Source organism: Eisenbergiella tayi, from assembly GCF_001881565.1.
GTDB lineage: Bacteria > Bacillota > Clostridia > Lachnospirales > Lachnospiraceae > Eisenbergiella > Eisenbergiella tayi.
In genome coordinates this window covers 512,901-535,791 of sequence record NZ_MPDJ01000004.1, presented here as the reverse complement: position 1 = coordinate 535,791, position 22,891 = coordinate 512,901, and the positions used below count along the sequence as shown (strand labels likewise).

The window sequence follows — 22,891 nt, the reverse complement described above, 5'->3', positions numbered from 1 at the left end:
CCCCTGTCCCCTGCGGCCAGCGATTTCGTGACTGCCGTCCGGTTTGGATTCCCTTCCTTCCCTCTGTCGGCTATGCAGGGATCCTTGCAGGGGACGCTTTCGCTCGGATAAACACGCAGCGGTACTAAGGCCGCAAAGTACGCGGCCTAAGGACCGGCGAGTTTATACGCCCCTTACAGGAAACCCTGCATAGCCGACAGAGGGAAGGAAGGGAATCCAAACCGGACGGCAGTCACGAAATCGCTGGCCGCAGGGGACAGGGGCATGGGTGAAGTTTGAGCATATAGAAATAAGTCAGAAAAATACAAATAGTCTGCAAGATTTTACATTTTCAAATGACGGCAAAAATCATATGATTAAGATTGATTATTCAAAACCAAAGGGAGGTACATTTACCATGAACAGCAAGCTCTTACAACCGAACGGATTTATGCCCTGGGAAAAGAACCCGGAGTGCTTCCGTATCAATAAGGCAAAGCCTCACAGCGATATTATTCCTTTCCCCACAGTGGAGGATGCCCTTTCCTGGAATAAAGAAGCACGGGATATTACGGATCTGAACGGAACCTGGAAATTCCGTTTTTTTGAAAACCCGGATCAATGCGACGAAGCTTATCCCCAGGGTCTGGAGTGCCTTATGGATACACATAACTGGGGACATATCCAGGTGCCTGCCAACTGGCAGATGCAGGGGTATGATTATCCTCAGTACGTGAATGTGAAATATCCATGGGAGATGACAGAGGACATTATGCCGCCTGAGATTCCCAGAGTCTATAATCCGGTAGGAATTTATTCCCGTACCTTTACCGCGGATAAGGCGGATGGCGGACGGCTGTTCCTGCGGTTTGAAGGAATTGAATCCTGCGGGGAGGTCTATGTGAACGGAAGCTTTGTGGGTTACAGCGAAGGCTCCTTCACTCCTGCGGAATATGATATAACCGAATTCGTAAAGGCCGGAGAAAATCAGCTGGTTGTCAAGGTGCTGCGCTGGTGCGACGGAAGCTGGCTGGAGGATCAGGATTTCTGGAGGCTTTCCGGTATTTTCAGGGATGTTTACCTGTATTCCCTGCCGGAGGTTTATGTCAGTGACTGGAGGGTGGATGCCCTTCTGGACGAGGATTACCAGGACGGCCTTCTTACGGTAGAGGCAGAGGTGGAAGGAAATACGGACGGCTGTCTGGTACAGATGGAGTTGTACAGCTCTAAAGGACGGCAGATAGGGGAAACGGAAGCTGAAAATGTGACTGACGGAAAAGCCGTATTTCATGTGGAAGTGGATACTCCCTGGCAGTGGAGTGCGGAAGCGCCTGTTCTGTATACGGTAGTGCTGCGCCTGATAAGGAAAGGACAGGAGACGATCCTGGCTTCCCGCTGCGGATTCCGTACCTTCGAAATGAAGGACGGCTTGATGATGCTGAATAATAAACGCATTATTTTCAAGGGGACAAACCGTCATGAGTTCGGCGCCGAATTCGGCAGGGCGATTACCAAAGAAGCGATGCTTGCAGATGTACTCGCGATGAAACGGAATAATATCAACGCGGTACGTACCTCCCATTATCCCAACCATCCTTACTGGTATGAGCTGTGTGACGAATACGGACTCTACGTTATCGATGAAACCAATCTGGAAACCCATGGAACATGGACATACGGCGTTCCTGAGGATCAGCAGCCGGATGTGCTTCCGGGAAGCAATCCCCTCTGGACAGGAGCGGTACTGGACCGTGTGGCGGATATGTATTACCGGGACAGAAACCATCCCTGTGTGTTGATCTGGTCCCTGGGAAATGAATCCTACTGCGGAACCAACTTCCGGGAAATGGCAGATTTCCTCCGGGCACATGATAAAACCAGGCTGGTTCATTATGAAGGACAGCACCATTGCCCGGGCTATGGGGATGTTACGGATATCATTTCCACCATGTATACCCCGGTATCGGAATGGGTGAAATACGCGGAAGGCAATCCGGAAAAACCGGCAATCCTTTGTGAATTTGCTCATGCCATGGGTAATTCCTGCGGCAGCCTGGATAAATACGCAGAGGCTTTTGATAAATACCCCAAGCTGCAGGGCGGCTTTATCTGGGATTTCGTCGATCAGGCTATCTTGAAAAAAGATGAGGACGGCAGGGAATACCTGGGGTACGGCGGTGATTTCGGGGACGACTATACGGATGGCATTTTCTGCGGAAACGGCCTGATGTTTGCCGATAGAACGGAAACGCCCAAAATAAAGGAAACCCGGATCTGCTATCAGAATATTGCCTTTGAGGATATAGATTGGGAAAACGGGGAAGTGACTGTACACAATAAATGTCTGTTTACGGATTTGAATGCCTACCGTCTGGTATGGAGCCTGTATCTGGATGAGGAGAAGACGGCGGAAGGAGAGCTGGAAACCGCCTGTGAACCGGGCGAAACAGTGAAGCTTAAGCTGCCGTTAGGCAGACTGCCGGAGGGCAGCTTCATGGAAGCCTTCCTGAATATGGAGGTACAGCTGAAGGAAGACACCTGCTGGGCGAAGGCCGGCTATGCGGTAGCAAAGGGACAGTTCATTACAGGAAGCCGTGAGAAGCTTCAGGACGGGAAAAAGACCGGCGGCAGCCTGAAGGTTACGGAAAACTTCAGCACTCTGATCGTAACCGGTTCTGATTTTGAATACCGTTTCTCCAAACGTTCCGGAGATTTTTACAGCATCCGCAGGAACGGCAGGGAATATCTGAAGGCGCCTGTGGAATGCAATTTCTGGAGAGCGAGTACGGATAACGACAGAGGAAGCAAGCAGACCTACCGCTCCATGATCTGGAGATATGCGGGAGCCAATGCCGCCAAATGGACGAACAAAGGGGAGATAAGCCCCGAAGCGGTGGAAATAGATATGAAATTTATCCTTCCCACCACATCCCAGGCGGTGATGGATACCAAAATAACAATACGCCGGGATGGAAGCATCCTGTTTGATAATACCTATAACGGCGGGGAAAATCTCTCGGATATGCCGGAAGCAGGTCTTATGTTCATTCTGCCGGAAAGCTTTGACCGTTTCCAGTGGCATGGCAGGGGCGAGCATGAAAATTATATTGACAGAAAAGCTTCCGCATTTGTGGGAACCTATCAGGCGAAGGTGTCAGAGAGGATGGTTCCATACCTTATGCCTCAGGAATGCGGAAATATGACAGGTGTCAGAAGACTTACCATTGCCGGAAGGAACGGGGGAAGCCTTACCTTTACAGGATTCCCGGAGGTGGAAGCCAACGTGCTTCCCTATACGCCGGAGGAAATGGAGCTTGCCGCACATCAGAAGGATTTAAAGCCCTCTGAGAAAACGGTGGTTCGTATCAATTACCGGCAGACCGGCGTGGGCGGAGATGATACCTGGAGCCTGAATGCCAGGGCTCACGAAGAGTTCAGGATCAAAGGCGACGGGACATATCATTTTGCCTTTGAAGTAAAGCCGGAATAGAGTGGATTATACGCAGCTAAAAAGACAGCCATCCGGGTTGGAAATCCCGAATGGCTGTCTTTGTCCTTTGCAGATAAAGAAACGGAACCGCTGCAAATCAAGTCATGGACGCTTTATATATTTCATCAATGGAACGCTTTAATACGGCGTTGAATTCCTCGTCCGTCTGCTGTTTCTGCAGCCCTGCGGTAAGGGCGCGCGAGAAGCTGGCTATCAGGCCATGGTTCCTTGCCAGCCGCTGATTGGCTTCTATCTGGCTGTAACCGCCGGAAAGGGCCACCACACGGACAACATGGGAATCGTTTATGAGCTCCAGATAGAAATCATCAATGGAAGGAATGGTGAGCTTGAACATCAGCCGGACATCCGGATCCAGGCTGCTCAGATGTGCAAGCAGTTCTTTTTTTAAAAGCTTCTCACTGTTTTCCTTATCCGGTATAAAGATATCCACCTCAGGCTCCAGAATCGGCACAAGCCCTGCCTCTGCGATACGGCATCCAATTTCAAACTGCTGATCCACGATCTTTTTAATACCATAGGGATCGGCGGCCTTGATAACCGACCTCATTTTGGTGCCGAAAATATGTCTGTCATTCGCCCTCTTCAACAACTCATCCAGGTTGAGGATGGGCTTCATGACACAGACGCCGTTTTCCTGCTCCGCAAGGCCTTTATCTACCTTCAGGATAGGCAGGATGCCTTTTTCTTCCCACAGATAATCGGCGGTATATTTCCCTTCGATCTGACGATCCATCGTGTTTTCGAAAAGAATGGCCCCCAGGATATGTTCGGAGGTAAAAGCCGGGCTGGTTATAATTCTCGTCCGCATCTCATGGATGAGATCGAACATTTCTTCGTCGCCGTGATAGGACCCGTCCGGAATTCCATAGAGCCGGAGAGCCTTCGGCGTACTTCCGCCGCTCTGATCCAGTGCGGCAATAAATCCGTTACCTTTTTGCATCCGACAGAATTGTTTCTGATCCATATATGCTCCCCCTTTTCTTTGGTGTGCCGGCAATTTTTTAAGAAGCGGCATGCCTGCCAGGCAAGTGGCTTCCGGGCATGATTGCCGATGGTTTTCTGTAGTTATATTATACTACGATATGAGGGAAAATGCTATAAAACCGATAATTATTACAACAGTGGAGGTTACCGTTCAGCCATACCCAGTGCCCTATGTCTTCCACCGATCGGGCGGCCCTTCTGCTGCGGATTTCCTTCCCGGGGAGCCTGTGTACCCTGCAAAGGCCTTCTAAAAACGCCGGTCCTTAGATTGCGTCCTGTGCAATCTTAGTACCGCTGCGTTTTTAGCAGAGTGAAAGCGAGTGCAAGCACTCGCTATGTGCCTGCGCAGGGTACACAGGCTCCCCGGGAAGGAAATCCGCAGCAGAAGGGCCGCCCGGCCAGCGGAAGACATAGGGCATAGGGTATGGCTGAACGGTAACATAGCGGAAGGCCCCGCAAGTACGGGACCTTCACTTTTTTTCCATATTTTAATTGAGCAACAGAACCGCATTACAATGCCTGACTAACACGATGCTGTGTTCCCTTCAATTTGTTATTATCATATCCTAAAAATGTGACAAAACTATGTACACTTTCATAAGAAAAAATAAAAAAATACCGAAAGAATTTAGAAATATTTTGGAATGTGATAATATATGTTAAGGTTCCGGTCCTTACGGCAGCACTGCCTTGTGGTTTTGCCTGCCGGAACAGCCTGCCGGGGCGAAGATTGACAATGGGCGGGGATGGGGCTATACTTTTTAAAATTACATGTGTAGGAAATGAAAGGAGCAGAGGATGAAGGTTATTCGTGTTTTTGGAAATATAATATTTATGGCAGCAGCCATATTTTTCTGTTTATGCATGTCCATTCGGCCCTTATGCGCTTCCACAGTCAGCGGGGCAGTGCTGGGGAGGGCGGTATCTTCCAGGGTACTGGATGAAGTTTATAAGGTATACCCGGAGGTTACCTCGGAGCAGATGGAAGAGGTGGAAAATTTTCTGGAGGAAAACCAGGCCGTGAAAGAACTGGCGGGCGCTTATCTGGATGTGATGGCCGGTTCCGTAAAGGACGGGACTCCGGTTTCTCCGGAAGACTACGAAGCGCTGATCGGGGAATTGAAACAGGATGTTTTTCCTCAGCTGATGGATGAAATGGGCGATTTGCTTACAGAAGAGGAAAAAAATGCGCTGTATGAAGGAATTGACAGCCAGAGCGAAAAAATAGGACAGATTATGGCGCAGGGGGTGGCTGAGATTACGGAGCAGTCCTATCCTCCTGTGGAGACGGCGCTTGAACTGTATGGCTTTCTGGATTCTTTTTCTGTGAAGGCGCTATCTTTGGGTGTGGTTATCTTAAGCGGGATCATTGTACTTGCGTCGGGAAGACGCCGTTACAGAGGGCTTTTGTCCCTGGCAAGGGATGGGATTGTTTCCGGTATCATGGTGGGAGCGGTTATTCCTTTTCTGGCAAATACGGCGGCTCATGTTCTGACAAACCGCATTTTGGGAAGAACGGCAGAGCTTACGCTGACGCCATTGTTCTTCTATGGAGGGATTTTCTTTGCGGGAGGATTCGTTTTGCTGATTATGTATTATGTGGTCCGTGGCCGGAGAAGATAGGGACATGGGCAATAAAGAAGAGTGAAAAAGGACGGGCGGCGATATGCTGTTCCGTTCTTTTTTCACTCTGTCAGTTAAAGATTTCATTAGTATCACCGGCCCCTACGAAAAAAGCAGACGGGCAGCAGTGGTAAACAAAAAGCAGATGAGAATTCCGCAAACAGTGGGTATCAAAAAAGAAAGAAGGGTCCATTTCAGGCTTCCTGTTTCCTTTTTGATAGTGAGGCAGGTAGTGGCACAGGGCCAATGCATCAGGGAGAACAAAATCGTGCTCACAGCGGTTATCCAGGTCCAGCCGTTTGCAGTAAAAAGCTGCAGCAGCTGCGCGCCTTCTATTTCTATCAGACTTCCTCCCGCCATATAGGTCATGATGATGATGGGAACGACAATTTCATTGGCCGGAAGTCCCAGAAGAAAGCCGGTCAGGATGCATCCATCCATCCCCAGGGCTCTGGCAAAGGGATCCAGAAAGCCGGTGAGGGAGGTGAGAAGAGTGGCCTGGTTATCCAGATGCACGTTGGCCAGGATCCAGATGATCAGGCCGGCAGGAGCAGCAGATACCATGGCGCGCCCGAGGACCTTTATAGTACGATCTACAATGCTTCTTATAATTACCTTTAGTATCTGCGGTTTCCGGTAAGGAGGCATCTCCAGGGTGAAGGAGGATGGGACTCCCTTCAACAGAGTGGCTGACAGCAGCCTGGAAACCAGAAGAGTCATAAAAACGCCCAGGATGATTATGCCTACCAGAATGCAGGCTCCCAGGAAAGAACCGTAAAAGCCTCCTGCTCCTCCGATCAGGAACAGGGTGATGATGGAAATGATGGTAGGAAATCTTCCGTTGCAGGGGACAAAATTATTGGTAATGATGGCAATGAGCCGTTCTCTCGGAGAATCTATAATCCGGCATCCGGTAACTCCGGCGGCATTGCATCCGAAACCCATACACATAGTAAGGGCCTGTTTCCCGCAGGCAGAGCATTTCTTAAAACACCGGTCAAGATTAAACGCTACTCTCGGCAGATAACCAAAATCCTCCAGCAAGGTAAATAACGGGAAGAAAATAGCCATCGGCGGCAGCATGACGGAAACCACCCATGCGATAACCCGGTAAATGCCATGCAGCAGTACATCGGTCAGAAGCCCGGGAATACCCGCCGCAGCGGCCAGAGAGGCGAGGCGGTCTTCCAGCCCGAAAAGAAGATCCGCCAGCAGGGCGGAAGGATAATTGGCGCCCGTTATGGTAATCCAGAAAATCCCGAGAAGGAGCAGCAGCATAATGGGAAAGCCGGTCAGCCTGCTAGTAAAAATACGGTCCAGCCTTCGATCTGTTTTATCGCAGCCTTCTTCCGGATAGAAAACAATCCCCCGGCATAACCGTTCGGCGGTACGAACAAAAGCGGCTGCCAGATCGTCATGAAGCTGTTCCCTGCTGATTCCCCGGTTTCTGAGAACCGCATGAATCTCCTCCAGAACCCCGGTAATTTCCGGTTCGGATGCGGGATCAAAACCCAGGTACGCCTTTATGGCGGACAAAAGGTTTTCGTTGGCATCCAGAAGCCGTGCGGCAAGCCATCGGGGAGAGGGAAGGGAGGCCGTCTCATTTCCGTGTGCGGCATACAGCCTTTTTATGCAGGGAATGAGGTGGGAGAGGGCTTCTTCCACATATTCCGGATAGACAACAAGAGGAAAGCTCTGTTTGGCAGGTGTTGTGGCAACCGTTTCAGTGTCGGGAGCGGCAGGCGGGAAAAGCATGGCTTCCAGGGCCCCCAGCAGTTCATCCAGCCCCTTCCTGCTTCGTGCTGTAGTTCCTGTTACCGGTATATGCAAACGGGATGACAGCTGCGGAAGATCAAGTCGGATTTTTTTCCTGGCGGCCTCATCCAGCAGGTTCACACATAAAAGGACCGGCCTGCCGGATTCTATGATCTGCAGCACCAGGTTCAGGTTCCGTTCCAGACAGGTGGCGTCACATACCACGATAACGGCATCCGGTTCCTGGAAACAGATAAAATCCCTGGCAACTTCCTCTTCTGCGGAGTGTGCCATGAGGGAATAACAGCCCGGTATATCCACAAATGTATAGCAGTGTTCATGGAAGGTACAGGTTCCCTGGGCATTCAGCACGGTTTTTCCGGGCCAGTTGCCCGTATGCTGCTTCATTCCGGTCAGTGCGTTGAAAATTGTGCTTTTCCCTACATTTGGATTTCCTGCTAAAGCGATGATTTCAGGAGATTTATCTGCCATGGGAAGCCTCCTTTTTCAAAAGGATATGTCTGGCATCTTCCTCACGCAGAGCTATGACTGCCTCACGTATCCGGTATGCGGTAGGGTCGCCGAGGGGGCTGCGTTGGAGACAGGCTACTGTTGTCCCCGGAATGAATCCCATATCCTGAAGGCGTCTGCGCATTTCTCCCTGGGCCGTCAACTGAGCGATTATGGCAGAAAACCCGGGTTCCAGCCGGGGAAGCGAGAATGTATCCGTCATATGTTTCCTCCTTGTTTTGCCGGAGGACTCCAGACGGACTGCTGCTGGAGCAGGACGCAAAGCTGAAGCGGCAAAGGCCTCCGACGTATCATTCCAATTTAATATATGCAGAAGAAAAAAATGCGTGCTTCCTGCCGGGAAGGGGTTGGCAATTTACGAAATATAAGATAAAGTAATAGAGAGGATGCTTTTAGAAGAGAGGGAAAAGGTGTTGAAAACAGGAATCAAAGGTTTCCGGGAACTGATGGTAACCGGAGAAAATACGGCCTCGGCCCTTGGAAGCGGCCGGCTTTGTGTGCTTGCGACTCCGGCGCTTGCCGGACTGGTGGAGCGCACATGCTGGGAGAGTGTGGAACCGCTGCTCGAAGAGGGAGAGACTACTGTGGGGACAGCTTTGGCAATAAAACATCTTGCGCCTACCCCGGTGGGAATGAAGGTGTGGTGCGAAAGCCGGCTGGTACAGGCGGACGGAAGGCGCATGGTTTTTCAGGCGGAGGTTTTTGATGAAAGCGGAAAGATAGGCGAAGGCGAGCATGAAAGATTTCTCGTCCGGGCGGAACGTTTTCAGCAAAAAGCAGATGCCAAAGGAAACCTGCAACAGGGAAAGGAGCAAGAAATTAATGGGTAAGGAAAAGAAGAGAAAAAACATTGTGCTGCTGATGACGGATCAGCTGAGAGGGGATTGCATGGGCTGTGCGGGCCATCCGGATGTGAAAACGCCTTATCTGGACACGCTGGCTTCCAAAGGGATCCGTTTTCCCAATGCGTATTCCGCGTGTCCTTCCTGTGTGCCGGCCAGAGCCGCGCTGCATACGGGGCTGACTCAGGAATCCCACAGACGGGTGGGGTATTCGGACGGTATTCCGTGGAATTACCCGTCAACTATGGCGGGAGAACTGACAAAAGCAGGATATTATACCCAGTGTGTCGGGAAAATGCATGTGGATCCCCTGCGTAATTATCTGGGCTTCTGTAATGTGGAGCTGCATGACGGTTATCTTCATTATTATCGGGATCCTGATATCCCATACAGAGAGAATCAGAAACAGGCGGATGATTATTTTCATTGGCTGAAGCAGGAAAAAGGAATTGACTGTGATGTGACGGATACCGGGCTGGAGTGTAATTCATGGGTGGCAAGACCATGGATTTATGAGGAAAAATACCATCCCACCAACTGGGTGACGGATCGTTCCATTGATTTCCTGCGCAGAAGGGATCCGGACATGCCCTTTTTCCTTTTTGCCTCCTATCTTCGTCCGCATCCGCCGTTTGATGCGCCTCAGTGCTATTTTGACATGTACAGCGGAAAAGAACTGACGCCTCCCGCGATCGGTGACTGGTGCGATGACGAAGCGCTGCGGGAAAGAGGAAGGATTTTTGATTCGGATACCGGCCCGCTGGATCCGGAGCTTGTCCGGCAGATGCAGATCGGGTACTATGCCTGCGTGACTCATCTGGATCATCAGATCGGGCGTCTGCTGCAGGCGCTGATCGAAAATAAGCTGTATGAGGATACGATTATCCTCTTTGTATCCGATCATGGAGAGCTTCTGGGAGATCATCATCTGTTCAGGAAAAGCCGTGCATACCAGGGAAGCAGCAGGATTCCGTTCATCATTTCCGGCGGAGGAGCTGCTCAGGTAAGAGCAGGAAGAGTCAGCCGGGAACTGGTGGAACTCCGGGATGTCATGCCTACGGTTCTGGAAGCGGCGGGAGTCGCTGTCCCGGACAGCGTGGAAGGTATAAGCCTGTGGGATATGGTACAGACTGAAAACGGCTTTGTGGACAGGGAATATCTGCACGGAGAACATGCGCTGGGAGCGGCATCCAGCCATTGGATCGTCACCCGGCTGGAGAAATACATCTGGTATTCCCAGACAGGGGAAGAACAGTATTTCCGTATTGGTACGGATGAAAATGAGCTTCATAACCTGGTTCATGATGAACTTTATCAGGACAGGGTGGGTAAACTGCGCGAACTGCTGATCCATGAGCTGGAAGGAAGAGAAGAAGGCTTTGTGAAGGACGGCAGGCTTGTAACGGGCTGTGAACCCATTGTATGGCTGACGAAGGACGGAAGGTGACAGCTCAGACCTGTATGAGAACTGATACGAGGAAATTCCCGTTTCCCGAAAGTACAATGAATTGACAACCCTTTGAGAAAATGATACATTAAATTTCAGTGTATCAGCATTAAAATAAGAAAAATCTGAGAGGTACAAGAAAATTATGCATTGGTCTGACAGAATTGCGCAGGAAATTATCAGGCGCCGTCCTGATAAAGAGGAATATGTATGTGCAGCCGGCATCAGCCCTTCCGGCTCCATCCATATAGGAAATTTCAGAGATATCGCAACCAGCTATTTTGTGGTAAAGGCGTTGAGACGCCAGGGAAAGAAAGCCAGGCTTTTGTTTTCCTGGGATGAATTTGACAGACTCCGTAAAATCCCGGTGAATGTAGCCAAGCTTCCCCGTCCTGAAGGTGAGAAGTCCTGGGAAGAATATATCGGGTACCCTTATGTGGACGTGCCCAATCCCTTTGATGACGGCTGTCCCAATTATGCAAAGCATTTCGAAGTGGAATTTGAAGAAGCCATGGAGCGCTTCGGCATCCACATGGATTACCGTTATCAGGCGCAGATGAACCGTTCCGGGAAATATGCGGAATATGTGATTCAGGCGCTGAAGAAGCGGGGAGAAATTTTTGATATCCTGGACAGCTTCCGTACGCAGGCAGCCCAGGAAGGTGAGAAAGAGGCTTATTATCCGGTGAGCATTTACTGCCCTCACTGTAAAAGGGATACCACAAAGATCCTTTCCCTTTCCGAGGACTGCACCGTTGCGGAATATGAGTGCTCCTGCGGACATAAGGGAACCTTTGATTTTACCAAAGATTTTAACTGCAAGCTTGCCTGGAAAATCGACTGGCCCATGCGCTGGATGTATGAGGGCGTGGATTTTGAGCCGGGCGGAAAGGATCATGCAAGCCCGGGCGGCAGCTATGATACCAGCCGTGTGATTTCCCAGAAGATTTTCGGATATGAAGCCCCTCTTTTCCAGGGATATGAGTTCATCGGCATCAAGGGTGCCACCGGCAAGATGTCCGGCTCTTCAGGACTGAACCTGACACCGGATACTCTGCTGAAGCTTTATCAGCCGGAAATGATCCTGTGGCTGTACGCCAAGTCCGAGCCTACCAAGGCTTTTGATTTCTGTTTTGATGACGGAATCCTGCGCCAGTATTTTGAATTTGACAAGCAGTACAATGAATTTATGGACGGAAAGGCTGATGAATTCCTTACGAACGTAATGGCGAACTGCCTGCGGGAGGATGAGGAAGGAACGTCCGCTTATAAGAAGATAGAAACCGTACCTATGAGCCTTCTTGTGCAGCTGGGATCAGTTGTTGATTTTAATGTCCCCATGCTGGAGACGGTATTCGAAAAAATCGGGCAGCCGTTCACCTACGATCAGTTCAAGGACAGGCTGGAACGTGCGAAATACTGGCTGGAGCAGTGCTCACCAGAAAACGTGAACCGTCTGAGACCGTACAGGAACTGGGAGGTTTATGAAGCCCTTTCCGAAGAGGAAAAGAAGGAGATCGCTCTTCTTCATGATTATATCAAAAAGGGCGGTTATAGCCTGGATGAGCTCAACCAGGAACTGTATGCGATACCCAAGCAGGTGATGGGAGATTTGGAGGATGCGAAGGAACTGAAGAAGATTCAGGGCCAGTTCTTCAAGAATGTATACCGTCTCCTCATTGATAAGGAAAAGGGCCCCCGTCTGTATCTGTTCCTTTATGCAATCGAGCCTGATAAATATGTGAACCTGCTTGATTTCTCAACTCCTATGACTGAGGAAGAAAAGCAGCCTCAGGTGAAGGAAGAGACGGCGGAAGAAGAGTCCTCAAAGAAGCAGGTGGTTTTGGGAGATCCGGATCCGGTAGAACCTGTCCGCGATGAAATCACCATTGATGATTTCACTAAGATAGACATGCGCGTATGTAAGATCCTGAAGTGTGCAGAGATCAGAAAATCTCACAGCTGCTACAAGCTCACCCTGTTTGACGGGCTGAAGGAGCGTGTGATTGTATCCAGCATTAAGAGCTATTACACACCGGACGAAATGGTGGGAAAGAAGATTATTGTCATTGCCAATCTGAAACCGGCCAGGTTTGCCGGAGTGACCAGCGATGGTATGCTTTTGGCGGCTACTAATAATGCCTGCGGCTGCCAGGTAATCTTTGTGGATGATATGGTACCGGAAGGAACAAGAATCTGCTGATGCGGGAAGAAATAGTGGAAAGCTCCGGAAATATTGATTTCCGGGGCTTTCCGTCTTTATGGACGTTAATGGCAGAACAGAAAATGGAGGAACGTATATGAGATATCCGTTTTTTTTACAGGAACAGGGAACCATAGGCTTTGTCGCGCCGTCTTTTAGCTGTGCCGAACCGCCTTATAAAACGGCCTTTCTGCATGCTCAGGAAAAACTGGCAGAGTCAGGATATAAGCTGGAGCTGGGGCCGAACTGCTACGCCCGGGAGGGAATAGGAATCAGCAATACTCCTGAAAAGTGCGGGGAGGAACTGAATGACTTCCTGTGTTCGGATAAAAGTGATGTCCTGATTTCCTGCGGCGGAGGGGAACTGATGTGTGAAGTCCTGGATTATGTGGATTTTGACAGGATCAGGAAGGCAGAGCCTAAATGGTATATGGGATATTCCGATAATACCAACCTGGTTTTTCTTCTTACCACACTCTGTGATACGGCGGCAGTTTACGGACCCTGCGCCGGTTCCTTCGGTATGGAACCCTGGCATGAGTCCATTCAGGACGCTCTGGATCTGCTCCGGGGAAAGAAGCTTGTCATGAAGGGGTATGATACATGGGAGAAGGAGCCTTTAAAATCCGAAGAGAATCCGCTGGTTCCGTATCATCTGACGGAAAGACGTATCCTGCGCTGCTTCCCGGAAGGAGACAGCACTTTTTCAGGAAGACTGATAGGCGGATGTATGGACTGCCTTGTAAATCTTCTGGGAACCTGTTATGACAGGGTAGGGGACTTTACACGGAGATATGAAGAGGATGGCTTTATCTGGTTCCTGGAGGCCTGTGACCTGAATGTGTTTTCCATCCGCAGGGCAATTTGGCAGATGCAGCATGCGGGCTGGTTTTCCCATGTGAAGGGCTTTCTTATCGGCCGCCCTCTGGTATTCGGGCAGGAAATGATGGGACTGGATCAGTACCATGCGGTTTATGATTTGCTGAAGGAATACCAGGTCCCGGTTATCATGGATGTGGATTTGGGGCATCTGCCGCCGATGATGCCGCTGATTAACGGAAGTTTTGCGTCCGTAACCGTAAGGGGAAATGAACTGGAAGTGAAGATGGAATTGAAATAGGGAGCGGCGCCGGGGGTACGGCGGCGAGCCCTACGCCCAAAAACACCTTTGCAGAAGAATTCCGTGCAGCCCCCATAACCAAAGAACTCCCAAACACACATGAGGGCCGCATAACACTTAACCTAAAGAAACACTCCTGGAACGTACTCCGCTTCAAAGTAAACTAAACAAGAAAAAGCTGAGGCCCTTTCAACAAAAAGACCTCAGCTTTTTAACCTTTTTCGCCCAACACCTAAAATACAAAACACCTTACTACTTCATTAAAGGCGTTCCAAACCGAATCCTGCGATAAAATTTCTGAATAATAACCACAGGAAGACTGACAACCAAATACAAAGTAGAAAGAATTCCTGCAAGCCCTCCGATTACCATAATAATAAGCATTCCAATATTCATAATATCCATCCCTCTTTTAATTTAACATTTATTTTCAGACTCATTTTAGCAGTGAGCCATCAACCTGAAAAGGTTTTACAAAGATGCTTAACACAATCCTAGCATTGTATTAACATTTTCTTAGCAGGCATGTCGATAGTGTCCGGGGGCTTTCCGGGTCATCCGGTGGGTATCCCTCTCCTGGTCTTGCTTTGTGTGTACGTCGGCTATGCAAGGATTCCTGTAAGGGCCGTATAAATACGCCGGTCCTTAGGTTGCGTACTTTGCAACCTTAGTACTGCTGCGTAGTTATCCGAGCGAAAGCGTGCCCGCACAGGAACCTTGCGTAGCCGACGTACACACAAAGCAAGACCAGGAGAGGGATACCCACCGGATGACCCGGAAAGCCCCCGGACACTATCGACATGCCGTGGCCCGCTGTAAAGAAGCAGCGGGCCCGTGACTTTCCCGAAAAGCTGTGATATACTTATTAATAAAATAAATACCGTGAGTGAGAACGGAGGAAGTATGGAACGAGAAGAGGAAGAAAAGAAACATTTTGCAGTCCTTATCGACGCGGATAACATCAGTGAAAAATACGCGTCCAGTATATTTAATGAAATAGCGGATTATGGATATGCATCATATCGCCGTATTTACGGAAACTGGGCAAAGGGGAACGGCTGGAAGGAGGATACCCTCCTGGAGAACTCGATTAACCCAATCCAGCAGTTTAATTATACGATAGGAAAAAATGCTACGGATATGGCCATGGTCATTGATGCCATGGATATCCTTTATTCCGGTAAGGTAGACGGCTTTTGTCTGGTTACCAGTGACAGTGATTTTACCAAGCTGGCCATGCGCCTGAGAGAAGAGCAGAAATATGTGATCGGTATGGGGGAATCCAAGACCCCTCTGGCGCTGACCAAGGCCTGCAACAAGTTTATCCATCTGGATTTGATATCCGGAGAGGTGGAAGATAAGAGTACGGAGAGCGTAAAGGTAACAGGGACAGGCAGAAGACAGAAAACATCGACTGTAGAGGAAAAGCAGGACAGCACTGTTACACCTATCAGTGAAATAGAGGAATCGATTATTACTTTTGTACAAAACAATGAAAATAAAGGTAAGCCTACCTACCTGGGCGAGGTGGGGAGCAGACTTTGTGATAAGTTCATAGAATTCGATGCCAGGAATTATGGTTATACCAAGCTGGTAACCTTACTTAAGGACAAATGTCCCAAACTTGTTATCAAACAGGAGGGAACCTCCTACCAGATCGAATTAAAGGAGCAGACTGAGCCTGAAAATCTGGAAAAGGAAATCATCGCTTTCTTAAAACGGAACGGAGGAAAAGTGGACAATCTTTCCCTGGTTCTGGAGCAGCTTAAGAAAAAGCATCCTAATTTTAATCTCAACGATTATGGTTACAGCAGAATATCCAGTTTCCTGCGCAGCTTTGATAAAATTACGGTACATGGCAATGCGCTGATGCTGAAGGAAACGGTTCATAAAAAATGAAGCAAAGAAATTAATCTGCCGGATGTTATTTCAAAATTGAAGAAATCAATGTTCTATATAAAATCTGAATATACATTGAGTATATGTAAGATAAAAACAGGAAAAGAGTCGGGAAATATGAAATCCCAGGCTCTTTTCCTGTTTTTTTTAAGATGAATTTACTATTAGAAAAGATAGGTCAATACAGCATAGTTTCGTGTCAACTGGAAGGAGGTTTTTTCCCTGGATTAGTAGTAAAATATAATTATTCTTAAGAAAAAACCTGCAGGGTAACAAGGATAATATCAAAAGAGGAGGAATGGGGTATGAAGAAGATTTTTGCCATTTTAATGTCTATGATGCTGATTTTTACTTTTATCGGCTGTTCTGGAACAGAACAGAAGGAAGAAGGACAACAGGATATGAAAGTGACGGACTCTGTACAGGCAGAAAGTGAAGAAAAGAAAGATACTGTAGTCGAGAAAGAAGAACCAGTGACATTGAGTCTTACTTTTCATTATGAAGAATCTTATGTACAGCCTATTATTGAAGAATTTGAAAAGCTTCATCCCAATGTGACTGTAGAGTTCCAGTTGAATAAGGATGGAGACGAAGCCTTATTGACCAAAATTGTGGGAGGTGGTTCCACTGATGTAACTTTGATACCCAGCATTATGGCAGCGGAAGATATGCCGCAGTATTTTGTTGAATTAGGAGATCCGGAGGAATTGAGAAATAAATATTTTTATGGAGATTACATGCAGGTGGGTGGAAAAGTTTATGGATGCCCTATCGGAGTTGTTTATGAAGGGCTTATGTACAATCAGAATCTTCTGGATACCTATTATGAAGGTAAAGTACCAATGACATTAGACGAGCTGATGGAATGTTGCGGAATTATGCATGACAATGGAATTACAGGCTTCTGTACCAATGCAGGATCCACATGGCCGTGCAGATACTGGGATAATCTGGCGATTACCATGTCAGAAAATCCAGATTATGCTAATGAGATTGTTTCAGAAAAAGAACCATGGAAAGAGGGCACTTATTTAAGACAAACGGGAGAAATGTTAGCAGATATGTCCGAAAAGGGATGGTTGGAAAAAGATGTGGTAACCTCAAATCTTTTTGATTCCTCATTGGTGGATATGGCACAGGGAAATATTGCCTTTATGCTGACAGGATCTTGGGCGCTTCCGATGTTGAGGGATGCCGCAGTGGAATTGGGATATCCGAAGGAATCTATGGGATTTGCTCCATTCCCTTACAAAAATAATGTGAGTGCAGATAACCCGCTTTATATGAGGATTTCACAGGACCTGTTCATGGCAGTTAACAAAAACAGCCAAAACGTAGAATTGGCTAAAGAATTGTGTGCCTTTTTCTGTGAAAGGATTTCACTGGCAGTTGGTATGAATGAAATAATGATAGACGGTGGAAAAACCCAGGAAGAATTGAAAAATTTGGGTGATATGGATTATGTGAAGTTCTATACTTCTCCTGCTAAGGATACCAGGATTCAGGAAATGGGTGCAGCAGCAGGGCTGGACGTATATCAATATGATGGTTTTCTTCTGGATTATGTTATCCTGCCGCCAATGAACGGAAAAAAGGCAGAATTTGATAAGCTTAACGAGCTTTGGAAAAAGAATTTTGAATAATCTTCCGGTGTGACAAGCGCAGAAAAGGAATACGGAGAGGGGAAGAAGAGGATGGCAGCAAGTTACAGAGAGAAAAAGAAAGTACAGAATTTCCGTCGTAAGCGTAGGAGACAGGAATGTATTACCCTGATAATTTTTTTAAGCATACCTCTTCTTTTCCTGTTTTACTTCAGTGTATATCCAGTACTGTCTATGTTATATTACAGTTTTACAGACTGGAGGGGGACGTCAGGCAGTCAGCATTTTGTGGGCTGGGGAAATTATGTTCATGTTTTTACGAATGAGACTTACAGAAATGTATTCAAAACTGCGGGATATTATCTGGCTGCAGGAGTTCTGCAGCAGATAATATCTCTGGCACTTGCAGTACTTTTAAGCAAACCAATGAAAGGAAACAGTATCTTTAAAGGAATCATTTTCTTCCCATTTATTATGAACGGTGTCGCAGTAGCATTGACTTATCGTATTTTTTATCAACCGGATGGAGCATTCGACGTTCTGCTTAATGCATTAGGATCAGGAGGGCTGGTACGGATCTGGCTTAGTAATCCCGGAACCGTTAACTGGGCTCTGGGATATGTTTTTCTTTGGAAGAATGTGGGATACAGCTTTCTGATTTATCTGGGTACAATGCAGTCAATATCCAAGGAATATTATGATGCTGCCGCTATTGACGGAGCAGGAACCTGGCGTCAGTTTACAGCGATTACTTTTCCTAATATGAAAATGATTATTGGTCTGATGGCCACTTTTTCCATTGTAAACTCTATAGCAGTGTTTGATATTCCATATATCCTTACATCTGGTAAGAATGGAACAAATACTTTCTCAACCACAATGCTGGAAACTGCTTTTACATATAATAAATTTGGAGAAGCATGTGCTATGGCTATAGTGATGCTTCTGATAGCTGGTTTGGTAATGATTCTCCGTAATTGTGCTTTTAGGGAGGAAAAAGATGTTTACTGATGGCAAAAGAAAAAAAATAATATTTTCAATATTGAGGTATATACTGTTGCTTCTGATAGTATTCAGTATCTTATATCCAATATTAGGAGTATTTTTTGGCTCATTTAAAACAAAGATTGAATTTCTTAGTACAAACGGTATTACACCACCGAAGAATTGGACAAATATTGAAAATTATAAAGTGGCATTTTCTCAGGGACAAATTCTTACTGGCTTTAAAAACACTGTAGTAATAATTGTATTCGCCTGTGTTACATCTACACTATTTAATACTATGGTAGCATATTGTTTCTCAAGGTTTGAATTTAAAGGAAAAGCGATATTGGATAAGATCTATCTGCTGGCTTCATTTGTCCCCGGAACAATAGTTCATTTGATAATTTTTAAGGATTTTGTGAGAATTGGCCTTACAGATCATCTCAGCAGTATTGTAATACTTTATTCAGGGGTAGATATTGTAAGTTTGTATTTATATAAACAGTATTTGAGCCAGATACCTTTTTCTATTGATGAATCAGCTATGATGGAAGGAAGCTCTTTTATTGGTATATATTTTAAAATTTTACTTCCCATGCTGAAACCCGCGGTGGTGACCGCTTGTATTATCAAAACTACATATATCTATAATGATTTTTATACATCATATCTATATTTAAGTTCAACCCAAAAAGGAGTTATGTCAACAGTATTATATAGGTTTATCGGACCATACAGTGCACAGTGGAGTGTGATTGCGGCTGGAATTATCCTGGTAACGATGCCTGTATTTCTAACATTTATTTTTGCTCAGAAGTATATTTATAAAGGCTTTTCTGATGGCGCAGTAAAAGAATAATAGAACAAAAACAGGAAAGAGATTGGTCGGAAAATGGGAAAAAAGATAAATATCAAAGATTTGGGTGCGAGGGAAAATACACTCTGTACAAAAGAAATCCAAAAAGCTGTTGATCTTATAGATGAGGCTGGTGGAGGAACCGTAATCATTCCGTCAGGAGTATATTTATCCGGAACAATACATTTGAAAAATACTTCTCTATATTTGGAAAGAGGAGCTGTTCTGAAGGGATCTTCAAATATAAATGATTATTATGAAAATGGATTCCTTCACAATGAAATGAAAAAAACAATATCCCTGCTGTATGCTGAAAATCAGGAAAATATCAATATATATGGAGAAGGAAGTATCGATCTGAGTTCAGATGCTTTTTTTGATATGGCTAAAAGGGAAGTCCCTGATTACGGCAGGGAGTTCAGTGAAGAACAAATAGAGGAATGTACGGCTACATACCAATACAGAGTAACACAACCTTTGTTTTTTAATAAATGCCATCATCTGTGTCTTAAAGAAATTAAAATTCTGAATTCTCCCAGTTGGACTGTGTCTTTTAATGACTGTACAGATATTCGTGTGGAAGCTTTATACATAAATAACGATTTACGGATACCAAATGATGACGGACTTCATTTTTGTGGCTGCAAAGAAGTATTTATTCATGGCTGCAATATTTCCTGTGGTGATGATTGTATTGCGTTGACTTCCGTATTGGACTGGGAAAAACCCTGCGAAAATTTTGTAATATCTGACTGTATTCTACGTTCCTGTTCCAAAACAATTGTATTAGGATATATGCACGGAATAATCCGTAATGTGACAATCAGTAACTGTATTGTGAAGGATAGCAACAGGGGGTTCTGCATTATGTGCAGTAGCAGGACAGGGCTGGTGGAACATGTCCTGGTTGAAAATATGCGGCTTGAAACCAGGGTACGGGCAGGAAATTGGTGGGGGAATGGTGAACCTATTTGCATTTTTGCATTATATCATAATAATGATTCCTACTGCAATCCGGTTCCTGACAGAGATTTGTCTGTGAATATACGTGATATACAACTAAAGAATATCAGCTGTCTGGCAGAAAATGCAGTTGCGATAGTCGGAGAAGCAGGAAATGTAAAAGATATATCTATTGATGGTATTTATTATGAAAAAAGGAGGAGTAAGAACGTTTATCTAAAAGGTGAGAAAAAAATAGACGTGAGCCCGAGTGAAGCACAGATATGCCTCCCGGAGGGGGAAGAGCAATACTGGCTGCTTCTTCAGGAGTGTGAGAATATTAAGGTGAGTAATATACGAATAAAAAGTTTCGAAGGAAAGGAATTGAAAAGTGCGGTAATCAGGTGCAAACATGCGGAATTGTTTCCAAATTAATGCTGATTCCATAGAGTGAATATTTCTGTTAAAGTAAAAGATGTAAGAATGCTGCTTTACACGAGAAATGGTTAAAGGAGAGACTATGGAAATAATACAGTGGACATTGCCGGAATGCGAACAAGAGAGTGGTGCGGGGGATGCCTTTAACGCAAATGTAAGAGAAACCTCTCCTTTACATACACATGATTTTTATGAGATATTTTATGTGAATAAAGGGAAAGCTATTCATTGTGTCAATGGTGAGCGTATTGTGGTTTCCAGTGGTGCTTTTGTTTTCATTCGTCCATGGGATGTTCATAGTTATGATTCTTTAAATTATTCGGAATTCCAAATGACAAGCATAGGCTTCACCTGTGATGAAGCAGCAGAGGGATTTCGATGGAGTCAGTTTCCTCTATCAATGGTAAATGTTCCAAAACTTCCTCCGCATGTAATGCTGAATGGAGCTGAAAAAACGGAATTTGAGAATAAGCTTAAAGGAATTGAGAGTCATCCTCGTGGAATGGAACGGAAACGGTACTTCCATTCTGTTTTCCCGTTTTTTATTTATATACTCTGTAACAAAATCAGACAGACGGAAACAAAACAGCTTCAGGTTATGCCTCCATGGCTTTCTGAGTTAATAGAACAGATGAGTCAGACAGAAAATTTTGTGCAGGGTTTGCCCAGACTATTGGAGTGTTCCAGCTATTCCCATGAGTATATTATTCGTATATTTCGGAAATATCTGCATATGACACCAACAGAATTCATCAATTTGAGAAGGATTAATTATGCTATGGGACTGGTGGTTCAGAAAAAATATCATATAACTGATATCTGCTATATGTCGGGGTTTAATAATCTGAGCCATTTTTATGCTATATTTAAGAAACAGACTGGCTATACACCTAATGAATATTTAAAGGTATATGGGGATAATCTTGAGGAGGAAAGGTGAACTTTGGATAAGGAAATACTGCTGCAAAAGTGTCTGGAAAGGGCTGTAGAGGAAGAAGAAATTGCCGGTGGTTGTATTTTAGTAAACAGAGAAGGACAGGAGATATGTTATCTGGAAAGTGGATGGGCTAATAGAGAAGAAAGGCGCCCAATAAGCCGTAATACAATTTATCATCTTTTTTCAATGAGCAAGCCGATTACTGCTGCAGCTGTCATGATACTTTTGGAAGAGGGAGTCATTGATTTATATGAGCCGGTTTCCCGCTATGTTCCAAGCTTCGGCAGACAATCAGTTATGGAAGGGGACGAAATAGTACCAGTACAAAAACAGATGATTATAAAAGATCTTCTTTCTATGACATCAGGATTAACATATCCGGGCCAATTAAACCGTGCAGAGCTTGAGACAGGAAATGTTTATGCAAAACTTGAGGAAGAGATGAAATCCGGTGGAGTATTCACCACTAAGCGTTTTGCGGATGAAATAGGTGGCTGTGTTCTTGCTTTTCAGCCGGGAGAATCCTGGCAGTATGGAGTGTCTGCAGATATTCTGGGGGCAGTGGTAGAGGCCGCTTCCGGAATACGTTTTGGAGAATTTCTGGAAAAAAGATTATTTGGCCCATTAGGAATGGAAGATACGGGATTTTTCCTTCCGTATGAAAAAAGAGAGCGGCTTGCGACCGTATATGAATCGGTACAGGAACAGAAGCTGAAACCTTATGAGCAGGATCATTTAGGAATAAGGATATCGGCTTGTCCTAATCCATTTGAATCTGGCGGAGCGGGATTGCTATCTACCGCGGATGACTATTTCCGTTTTGCGGATATGCTATTGAATGGAGGAAAAAATGGGGATATTAGGATTTTGGAAGAAGAAACTGTTCGTTTTTTTACCGGATGCGGTCTCGATAGTAAAAGGCAGGAAAGCTTCAGCCAATGGTTTGGACTGGACGGACATACCTATGGAAATTTGATGCGTATACTGACGGACAGAAAGCTGGCAGGGATTCTGGGAAGTGCAGGAGAATATGGATGGGATGGCTGGCTTGGAACATATTTTGTTAATGATCCTGTCAGAAAGATTACTTTGATTTTTATGACACAGAAAAAGGATTTTGGCACCAGTAATTTAACTAGAAAAATAAAAAATATAGTATTCAGCTGAAGAATGAAAGTACATACTAAGTGGCCGAAGCAGTTCTGCTCCGGCTCTTTTCTTTTGCTATCTTGACAC

General features: G+C 46.0%; 17 protein-coding genes. 13 read left to right on the top strand and 4 right to left on the bottom strand.

Going from position 1 to position 22,891, the window contains the following annotated elements:
- Positions 1-397: 397 nt before the first annotated feature.
- Positions 398-3,469, top strand: coding sequence for a glycoside hydrolase family 2 TIM barrel-domain containing protein (locus BLA28_RS17005; protein WP_069158647.1), 3,072 nt, complete (start codon positions 398-400; stop codon positions 3,467-3,469).
- Positions 3,470-3,566: 97 nt separating this feature from the next.
- On the opposite strand, the gene BLA28_RS17000 is transcribed toward BLA28_RS17005, so the two are convergent.
- Positions 3,567-4,454, bottom strand: coding sequence for a fructose bisphosphate aldolase (locus BLA28_RS17000; protein WP_069158646.1), 888 nt, complete (start codon positions 4,452-4,454; stop codon positions 3,567-3,569).
- 818 nt (positions 4,455-5,272) lie between these two features.
- Here BLA28_RS17000 and BLA28_RS16990 point away from each other — a divergent pair.
- The gene (locus BLA28_RS16990; RefSeq protein ID WP_069158264.1) at positions 5,273-6,097 is read left to right on the top strand and encodes a hypothetical protein; all 825 of its coding nucleotides are present in this window, start codon (positions 5,273-5,275) and stop codon (positions 6,095-6,097) included.
- A gap of 102 nt (positions 6,098-6,199) precedes the next feature.
- On the opposite strand, the gene feoB is transcribed toward BLA28_RS16990, so the two are convergent.
- On the bottom strand, positions 6,200-8,344 hold the full coding sequence (gene feoB / locus BLA28_RS16985; RefSeq protein ID WP_069158263.1) for a ferrous iron transport protein B: 2,145 nt from the start codon (positions 8,342-8,344) through the stop codon (positions 6,200-6,202).
- Positions 8,334-8,585: a FeoA family protein gene (locus BLA28_RS16980; RefSeq protein WP_009252241.1), complete on the bottom strand. Its 252-nt coding sequence runs from the start codon at positions 8,583-8,585 to the stop codon at positions 8,334-8,336. The genes feoB and BLA28_RS16980 overlap by 11 nt, the downstream gene beginning before the upstream one ends.
- Positions 8,586-8,793: 208 nt before the next feature.
- On the opposite strand from BLA28_RS16980, the gene BLA28_RS16970 reads away from it, so the two are divergent.
- The 4 genes from BLA28_RS16970 to BLA28_RS16955 all read left to right on the top strand — a co-directional run bounded on the left by BLA28_RS16970 (position 8,794) and on the right by BLA28_RS16955 (position 13,995).
- Positions 8,794-9,213, top strand: a complete 420-nt coding sequence (locus BLA28_RS16970; protein ID WP_025484326.1) for a thioesterase family protein — start codon at positions 8,794-8,796, stop codon at positions 9,211-9,213.
- The gene (locus BLA28_RS16965; RefSeq protein ID WP_069158262.1) at positions 9,206-10,672 is read left to right on the top strand and encodes an arylsulfatase; all 1,467 of its coding nucleotides are present in this window, start codon (positions 9,206-9,208) and stop codon (positions 10,670-10,672) included. The genes BLA28_RS16970 and BLA28_RS16965 overlap by 8 nt, the downstream gene beginning before the upstream one ends.
- 145 nt (positions 10,673-10,817) lie before the next feature.
- Positions 10,818-12,875 carry a lysine--tRNA ligase gene (lysS, locus tag BLA28_RS16960; protein WP_069158261.1) on the top strand — a complete coding sequence of 686 codons (2,058 nt, stop codon included), beginning with the start codon at positions 10,818-10,820 and terminating at the stop codon, positions 12,873-12,875.
- Positions 12,876-12,972: 97 nt separating this feature from the next.
- Positions 12,973-13,995, top strand: coding sequence for a S66 family peptidase (locus BLA28_RS16955; protein WP_069158260.1), 1,023 nt, complete (start codon positions 12,973-12,975; stop codon positions 13,993-13,995).
- 252 nt (positions 13,996-14,247) lie between these two features.
- Here BLA28_RS16955 and BLA28_RS33820 read toward each other — a convergent pair whose 3' ends face one another.
- On the bottom strand, positions 14,248-14,391 hold the full coding sequence (locus BLA28_RS33820; RefSeq protein WP_169897261.1) for a hypothetical protein: 144 nt from the start codon (positions 14,389-14,391) through the stop codon (positions 14,248-14,250).
- Between the two features lie 507 nt (positions 14,392-14,898).
- Between BLA28_RS33820 and BLA28_RS16950 the strand changes: the two genes are divergently transcribed.
- The 7 genes from BLA28_RS16950 to BLA28_RS16920 all read left to right on the top strand — a co-directional run bounded on the left by BLA28_RS16950 (position 14,899) and on the right by BLA28_RS16920 (position 22,822).
- Positions 14,899-15,894: an NYN domain-containing protein gene (locus tag BLA28_RS16950; RefSeq protein ID WP_009252248.1), complete on the top strand. Its 996-nt coding sequence runs from the start codon at positions 14,899-14,901 to the stop codon at positions 15,892-15,894.
- 305 nt (positions 15,895-16,199) lie between these two features.
- Complete coding sequence (locus BLA28_RS16945; RefSeq protein ID WP_069158259.1) at positions 16,200-17,537, top strand: ABC transporter substrate-binding protein; 1,338 nt, start codon at positions 16,200-16,202, stop codon at positions 17,535-17,537.
- A gap of 51 nt (positions 17,538-17,588) precedes the next feature.
- Positions 17,589-18,506 (top strand): carbohydrate ABC transporter permease, encoded by a 918-nt coding sequence (locus tag BLA28_RS16940; RefSeq protein ID WP_069158258.1) that lies wholly within the window; start codon positions 17,589-17,591, stop codon positions 18,504-18,506.
- On the top strand, positions 18,496-19,341 hold the full coding sequence (locus BLA28_RS16935; RefSeq protein WP_069158257.1) for a carbohydrate ABC transporter permease: 846 nt from the start codon (positions 18,496-18,498) through the stop codon (positions 19,339-19,341). The genes BLA28_RS16940 and BLA28_RS16935 overlap by 11 nt, the downstream gene beginning before the upstream one ends.
- Before the next feature lie 33 nt (positions 19,342-19,374).
- Positions 19,375-20,715, top strand: a complete 1,341-nt coding sequence (locus tag BLA28_RS16930) for a glycoside hydrolase family 28 protein (protein ID WP_016359773.1) — start codon at positions 19,375-19,377, stop codon at positions 20,713-20,715.
- A gap of 85 nt (positions 20,716-20,800) precedes the next feature.
- Complete coding sequence (locus BLA28_RS33815; RefSeq protein WP_069158256.1) at positions 20,801-21,658, top strand: helix-turn-helix domain-containing protein; 858 nt, start codon at positions 20,801-20,803, stop codon at positions 21,656-21,658.
- A gap of 3 nt (positions 21,659-21,661) precedes the next feature.
- Complete coding sequence (locus tag BLA28_RS16920; protein ID WP_016359772.1) at positions 21,662-22,822, top strand: serine hydrolase domain-containing protein; 1,161 nt, start codon at positions 21,662-21,664, stop codon at positions 22,820-22,822.
- Positions 22,823-22,891: the final 69 nt, after the last annotated feature.